The 7,152-nt window shown below is 49.4% G+C and carries 6 protein-coding genes; 4 read left to right on the top strand and 2 right to left on the bottom strand.

Annotated features, from left to right (window positions below; genetic code table 11):
- The 4 genes from FVR03_RS07340 to FVR03_RS07325 form a co-directional block, all read left to right on the top strand.
- The coding region (locus FVR03_RS07340) for a S46 family peptidase (protein WP_147921087.1) at positions 1-1,572 on the top strand (1,572 nt) is incomplete at its 5' end.
- Positions 1,573-2,028: 456 nt separating this feature from the next.
- A complete protein-coding gene (locus FVR03_RS07335) occupies positions 2,029-2,865 on the top strand; it encodes a PorV/PorQ family protein (RefSeq protein ID WP_147921086.1) in 837 nt (278 codons plus the stop codon).
- Complete coding sequence (locus FVR03_RS07330; protein WP_147921085.1) at positions 2,862-4,955, top strand: helix-hairpin-helix domain-containing protein; 2,094 nt, start codon at positions 2,862-2,864, stop codon at positions 4,953-4,955. Before FVR03_RS07335 ends, FVR03_RS07330 begins: the two co-directional genes overlap by 4 nt.
- A 116-nt stretch (positions 4,956-5,071) precedes the next feature.
- Positions 5,072-5,617: an REP-associated tyrosine transposase gene (locus FVR03_RS07325; protein ID WP_147921094.1), complete on the top strand. Its 546-nt coding sequence runs from the start codon at positions 5,072-5,074 to the stop codon at positions 5,615-5,617.
- Positions 5,618-5,715: 98 nt separating this feature from the next.
- On the opposite strand, the gene sigZ is transcribed toward FVR03_RS07325, so the two are convergent.
- Together sigZ and FVR03_RS07315 are read right to left on the bottom strand one after the other, a co-directional pair.
- Entirely contained in the window at positions 5,716-6,330 is a 615-nt protein-coding gene (gene sigZ, locus FVR03_RS07320; protein WP_147921084.1) for an RNA polymerase sigma factor SigZ, read from the bottom strand.
- Positions 6,331-6,597: 267 nt separating this feature from the next.
- A complete protein-coding gene (locus FVR03_RS07315; RefSeq protein WP_255474112.1) occupies positions 6,598-7,107 on the bottom strand; it encodes a GNAT family N-acetyltransferase in 510 nt (169 codons plus the stop codon).
- Positions 7,108-7,152 lie beyond the last annotated feature (45 nt).

The following is a 7,152-nucleotide window of genomic DNA, read 5'->3' as shown; positions in this document are numbered from 1 at the left end:
TTCCTGCCACTTTCTATCAGCAACAAAGAGCAAGGCGACTTTTCGATGGTATTCGGTTTTCCGGGTCGTACGCAGCGTTTCATGACCTCGCACGGCTTAAAACTGGAGCTGAACCAACTGAACAAATCGCGCATAAAGCTGCGGGAGGAGAAGCTGGCCCTCTGGAAAGCCGATATGGACAAAGATCCGGCAATCCGTATTAAATACGCCTCTAAATATGCCTCCACTGCCAACTATTACAAATATTCTATTGGCCAGAACGAAGGCATCAAGCGCATGAAAACCGTAGAAGGCAAAGAAGCAGACGAAAAGGCCTTTCAGCAATGGGCTAATGCCGATGCACAGCGCAAAGCACTTTATGGCGATGTGCTGAACCAGATCGGAAGCGCCTACGCCAACATCGAGAAATACAACCTGGGTACGGTTTACCTCAACGAAGCTATTTTAGGCACCGAATCGCTGTTGCTGGCTTACCGCATGTCGGCCCTGCAAAGTGCGTTAAAAGCCGGAAACGAAGCGAATGTGAAACTGGCCATAGAAGACCTGCGCCCACGGGTAGAGGCACACTTTAAAGACTACAATGCAGCCTCCGATAAAAAAGTGTTTGCAGCCTTACTGCAGTTCTACCACCAGGACATTGCCAAAGAGCAACAACCCGAGTCGTTTAAAAAACTGGTTCAGAAGCATAACGGCAACTTCCAAAAGCTAGCCGACGAGGTATACAGCAAATCGTTTGTAGTGTCGCAGCAGCAAACAGAGGCGTTCCTGAAAAACCCGACGCAAAAGCAACTCGAGAACGACCCGGCCTTCCAGATCGTTAGCAGCATCATCGACAACTACCGCAGCAATATTATTCCGCAGTTAACCGAGAGCAATGCGAAGCTGGCACAGGCAAACCGCCTCTATGTTGCCGCTCTCCGAGAAATGAACCCGAACAAGGTGTATTACCCCGATGCTAACTCTACGTTGCGCCTGAGCTATGGTGCTGTAAAAGACTACAGCCCACAAGATGCCGTTCGGTACAGCTACTACACCACCATGGAGGGCCTGATGGCAAAAGAAGATCCGAATAACGAGGAGTTTGTAGTGCCTGCTAAACTGAAGCAGCTCTACAAAGCAAAGGATTACGGCCGCTACGCCAACAAAGACGGTGAGCTGGTGGTTAATTTCATCACCGACAACGACATAACAGGTGGTAACTCAGGTTCGCCGGTTATAAACGGGAAGGGGGAACTGATCGGACTTGCCTTCGATGGCAACTGGGAAGCCATGACTGGTGACCTCGTGTACGACCCTGAGTTTAAGCGCTGCATCAACACCGATATCCGCTACGTGCTGTTTATAATAGACAAATACGCAGGAGCCACCAACCTGATCAACGAAATGACGATTGTGGACAATGGCAACCCTGGTGCAACCGATGCAGGTGCAACCACAGCTGCTGGCTCACCAACCGAGCTCCTGAACCAAGCCGTTGAAGAAGCCAAAACACAGCTTTCAAGTGGAGAATCAAAAGTGAAAGTGAAGAAGAAAGACGGTAAAAAAAGAGTAACGGTAGAAGTAAGAAACTAAACTTTAGTTACCGCTACTGCAAAAGAGGCTGTTCCTATTCGGAGCAGCCTCTTTTTTGTGCCTTGTACCCTTGGAACGAAATCGACAATATTTGTTTTGAAGGCCGTTTTCATTAGAATAATTTATAACTCAAGTTACCTTCTTAATACCCAAAGGCTCTATTCCTACTATTTGTTAACACGAAGCAGCAGTAAATTGACTTGTACTTGCATTATTAGCAGGAAAAAATTATTTCACTTTAAAATACTTCTAAATTTGAAGCAAAGCATTTTTACAAGAATAAGATTTTCAAACATTTACGCTTTCGAACAAGTAAAATTTTAAAGAATTGAAGCCAATAAAACATCACTACAAAGTTAAAATTGCACAGAAATAGCTGAATTTATTCAAGACATTCTAACCTAACAAGGCTCCTAACACGTAAACACATCTCAATAAAACACAATTAACCTTGAAATGGATGGGATAACTTTACGAACCTCTATTCTTTTCTTGATCTGCCAACTGTCATTCCCTCGCATAGGTGCTGCACAGGCAGATGTGCCTGCTGGCGCTCGGGCAGCCGCTATGGGTAATGCTTCTGTCACATTTCCGGGGCTGTGGGCGCTACAGAACAATGTGGCAGGAATTGGCCAGGCAAAAAGCCCTGCGGCAGGCGCGTATGCTGAAAACCGTTTTGGATTAAGCGGTTTTAATACAGTTGCTTTTCTGGGCGTTTACCCTTTCGAGAAATTGGGTTCTGTTGGTTTGAGCATGACTCGGTTCGGCGATGAATTATTTAGCAGACAGTCGTTAGGTATTGGGCTTGGGCACCAACTGGGGCAGTTTAGCCTGGGAGCCAAAGCAGATGTGTGGCAGGTATCGGCGCAGGGCCTGGGCAGCAGAAAAGCTTTTACGTTTTCGGTGGGGGTGCAGGCGGAGGTAATTCCTGACTTGTTTTTTGGGGCCTATGCCTACAACCTGAACCAGGCAAAAGTGGCTACTTTTGAAGACGAGCGCCTGCCAACTGTTATGAAGGCTGGCCTGGCTTACCGGCCCTACCAGAAACTGCTGTTAAGCGCCGAAACAGAGAAAGACATAAACTATCCTGCCGACCTGAAAGCAGGCATCGAGTACAAAATAGTAGAGAAGTTTGCTCTCCGCACCGGCTTTTCGGCCCAAACCAGTACCACCAGCTTTGGCGCCGGCTTTCTGGCAAGGCACCTGCAAATAGATTATGCCTTCGGCACTACCACCTTGCTGGGTCTCAGCCACCACTTGTCTGTTTCTTACCAGTTTAAAGAAGGCACATGAGAAAGATCCTTTGCTCGCTGCTTGCTTTGCTCCTTTGTGGCCTGGCACTGCAAGCCCAGGATTTCAGGCGCCACACTTTCGATTTCGATTTGTTTGTGCAGGAACTTTTTGCGCAGCAGGAAGACGAGACAGTGCCCTACGAAGACATGTACGAAACGCTGTTTCAGTATTTCCAGCACCCCATTAACCTCAACAACACCACACCCGAAGAACTGGCTTCGCTGTACATTTTGTCGCGCCCGCAGATTAATGCTCTCTTCAGCCACATTGAAAAAAACGGCAAGCTCCTGAGTATTTATGAATTGCAGTCGATTGCCGGCTTCGGCCTGCTAACTATTTACCAGCTGGTGTACTTTGTGCGCGTTGACGATGCCGGCCTCAACGGCGACCGGCGGCCACTCTGGCAGCGGATAGTGGGCGAAGACAACAACGCACTGATTATGCGCTACGACCGCACCCTGCAGCAGCGCCGCGGCTACACACCCCTCGACAGCACCAGCCGCTCCACTTCCCGCTACCTTGGCTCCCCCGACAAGCTGCTTCTGCGCTACCGCGTGAGCCACACCCGCGACTACAGCTTTGGGTTTACCGCCGAAAAAGATGCCGGCGAGCAGATTATCTGGGACAGCAGCACCCGACGCTATGGCTTCGACTTTTATTCGGCGCACCTGCAGCTCTACAACAAAGGCCGGTTTAAAGCCCTAGCGCTCGGCGATTACCAACTGCAGTTCGGGCAGGGCCTGCTGCTATCGTCGGGGTACAGCATAGGCAAAGGCAGCGAAACTATTACGACTGTAAGCCGGGCAAACCTGGGTATCAGGCCCTACAACTCGGTGCTGGAGAATAATTTTTTCAGAGGGGCTGCTGCTACCTATGCGCTGGCGAACAACCTGAATTTTACCTCCTTTTTCTCCAGCAAGCGCGTAGATGCTAACCTGCAGACAACGCAAATAGATACGCTGGAAGAATTATCTTTTTTTAGCGGCATTCAGGTTTCGGGCTTTCACCGCACGCCTACCGAGCTAGCAAACCGGCAGCAGGTTCGGGAGCAGATTATGGGCGGCAACCTCAGCTTCCAGAGCAACAATCGGGCTTTTTCGGCTGGCGTAACGGCAGTTAGCACCTCCTTTAGCGCTTCTATACAAAAAGCAGGTGCCGCCTATCAGCGCTTTGAGTTTGGTGGCCGACAGAACCTGAACCTCGGCACCCACTACAGCTACGTATGGCAAAATGTGTATTTGTTCGGAGAAACAGCACTTTCTAAAAGTGGTGGCATCGGAACTGTAAATGGCCTGATCGCGAACCTCTCGAATAAGGTGGAGCTGGCAATGCTGCAACGGTATTATGCCCGCGACTTTCACTCTTTCTATGGTAACGCTTTTGGTGAGAGCACCCGCAACATCAACGAGAGTGGTTTTTATACAGGTATCAAACTAAAGCCATTTCCGAAATGGGAGCTTACCGCGTACTACGACCGCTTCCGATTTCCGTGGCTGCGCTACCGCGTAGATGCCCCCTCGCATGGCGATGAGTACCTGCTGCGCCTGCTCTTCAGGCCCACGCGGCAATCGTCGCTCTATCTGCAGGTGCGGGCAGAGCAGAAGGGGCTGAACATGGCGAACAACACCACTGCCATTGACTATGTGGCGCAGGCCGAGCGGCGAAATTACCTGCTGTACTACGACTTCTCTCCTACACAGCGGGTATCGCTACGGTCGAGGGTGCAGTTCAGCAGCTATGCGCAGGAGTCGCCGAAGACTACGGGTTACCTGATTGCGCAGGACCTGAACTTCAATTTCCGGAGCATTCGCCTGAGCACCCGTTATGCTATTTTCGACACCGACAGTTACGACACCCGCCAATATGTGTTTGAGCGCGATGTGCTCTACGCCTTTGCCGTTCCGGCCTACAGTGGCAGAGGCACACGGCTTTACGCCCTGGTGCAGCTACGGCCACAGCGCCGCCTGGACCTGTGGGTAAAGTACGGCATGACGCATTACCGCAATCAGAACAGCATTGGCTCCGGCCTCGAAACTATAGAAGGCCCAAGGCGCTCCGATGTACGGGTTCAGACACGGTACCGCTTTTGAGAAATGAATGAATGAATGAATAAAGAATGAATGAGTTCTCGCGCTCGTCTCCGACGAGTGCGGACTCACTCCGCGTCTCCAGACGCACGGAATTAACCATTACATTTCCTTTGCCTATGTCACACCAATACAAAATCAGAAACGAAGAGGCAGTCTACTTCCTCACCTGCACTGTTGTCGACTGGATTGATGTCTTTACCCGTGCCTCCTACAAAAAAGAAATTGTACAATCGCTTCAGTTTTGCCAGGAAAAGAAAGGGCTACTCCTGTATGCCTGGTGTTTAATGCCCAGCCATCTGCACCTGATTGCATCAGCTGCAGATGGAGCTAAGTTAGCTGCTATTATCCGGGATTTTAAGAAATATACGTCCCGAACCATCGTCAAATTAATTGAACAAGAACCAGAAAGCAGAAGAAATTGGATGCTCCAGCGGTTTCTATACGCAGGGAAATACCTGCAACGCGTTGAAAACTACAAATTCTGGCAAGACGGCTACCATGCTATTGAACTGACCTCTAATTTCATGAAAGAACAAAAGCTTGACTACCTGCACCAAAACCCGGTAACCGATCTTACGGTGGCAGCGCCTGAACACTACGTATTTAGTTCTGCTTCTAACTACGCCGGAAATGGGGGTTTGCTGCAGGTGTTGCTCTTATAATGGTGGCAAATAGGGCATCTTGAGACGCGGAGTGAGTACGCACTCGCCTGGAGACGAGCGTGAGACGGGGCGCAAGGGGAATTGGCTGGAATTTTATGCTACTTTACATGTTCATGCAGCGGTGTGCAGCCTGGTTTTACTTGCGCACCGGTAAGCTCCCCGTTTTGGCCAAACTCCAGGTAGCAACATTCTATAAACTTCTTCTTCAGCAGTTCCCGTCCCCGTTGCACCCTCGACTTAGCCCCTGAATAAGACAGATTTAATTGTAAGGCTATTTCTTTCTGACTGATACCTTCCAGCTCGCTCAGCCGCAGAGCCTGGGCATATTCTTCGGGCAAAAGGTTAATAAGAGGTTCGACCAGCGCCTCCAACTCCTGCTGACTCTGCTCCTGCCAATTATTTTCCGGCTGCTCATGCTGCTCTTCTAAGCCCTGGTAGCGCCCACTCTCCCGGAAATAATCGTACACGCTGTTTCGGGTAATCTGGTAGAGCCAGGCTTTGATGTTGTGCACCTCCTGCAACTGCTCGCAATTTTTGTAAAGCTTCAGGTAGAGTTGCTGTAAAATATCCGCAGTTTCGTCTTTGTCGGAAATACGTTTTTGCACAAAGGCCTTTAGCTGCGCTTCGTACGCTAGATAAACAGGCGCTACGCCAGCACAAGCATCCGGAGCAGAAGAAGTTAGAGAAACTTGTTTGGTACAGCAGTCGGTCATAGTTTGGGTTATTCAATCTTGCGTAGCTAGCATAAGTAAATAAGCTAATCAGGAAGTGGGGTTATACAGCTAATTTCAGCAGCCATACTTTAAAAAATCAGCTATACTATGTACTAATTACATTCAAGGAAGTTTTGCCGGATAAATTAAACGTATTTCAATGTTAGCTTCTAAATTATTCGAATAAAAACAGCCTCCAGAAGGTTTTACATCCGAATTTTGCCAAGGGTCTAATCTACATGTTTTGCGTGAATGTGATTAAGAAATTCACACTCCTACTTTTTGGCTTCGGCGCTCCAGCAGGCAAACATTGCGCCATTGCCCGTGTAGCTGGCCCAGGCGCTCGCGCACGCCAACCACTCTAAACCCAGTACGCTCATGCAACTTTATGCTGGCTACATTGTCTTCGAAAATACCGGCCTGCAGCGTCCAGAAACCTTCGGCTTCTGATAGCTCAACGAGCCTGCTGAGGAGCGTCTTTCCTAAACCCTGCCCCTTATGAGCAGCATGCACATACACACTTACCTCAGCCACGCCGCTGTACACGCACCTCCCCGATACAGGCGTTAAGGCTGCCCAACCCACTACGCTACCGGCCTGTAAAGCAACCAGTCTACAGGCGGCCAGGTGTTTTGCATCCCATTCTTCCCAATCGGGTGCTGTGGTTTCGAAAGTTGCCTGGTTCGTGGCGATGCCCTGTAAGTAAATCTCTTTTACCTCAGGATAATGAGCAGGCTGCATAGCCATTAAAACAGGTTTTGCCAGAAGTGCTTCCATAGCTGAAATAAACAAAATTTATACATAAAACGCATCAGAAGCCAG

Origin of the sequence: Pontibacter qinzhouensis (assembly GCF_008017455.1) — a bacterium.
GTDB lineage: Bacteria > Bacteroidota > Bacteroidia > Cytophagales > Hymenobacteraceae > Pontibacter > Pontibacter qinzhouensis.
Note: the sequence above shows the minus strand (reverse complement) of the source record. Positions and strands in the feature narration are given on the sequence as shown.

Bases quoted from the DNA above. Each gene is read 5' to 3' on its own strand.
- FVR03_RS07335 (WP_147921086.1), top strand. From the start codon at position 2,029: ATGGATGGGATAACTTTACGAACCTCTATTCTTTTCTTGATCTGCCAA.
- FVR03_RS07330 (WP_147921085.1), top strand. From the start codon at position 2,862: ATGAGAAAGATCCTTTGCTCGCTGCTTGCTTTGCTCCTTTGTGGCCTG.
- FVR03_RS07325 (WP_147921094.1), top strand. From the start codon at position 5,072: ATGTCACACCAATACAAAATCAGAAACGAAGAGGCAGTCTACTTCCTC.
- sigZ (WP_147921084.1), bottom strand. From the start codon at position 6,330: ATGACCGACTGCTGTACCAAACAAGTTTCTCTAACTTCTTCTGCTCCG.
- FVR03_RS07315 (WP_255474112.1), bottom strand. From the start codon at position 7,107: ATGGAAGCACTTCTGGCAAAACCTGTTTTAATGGCTATGCAGCCTGCT.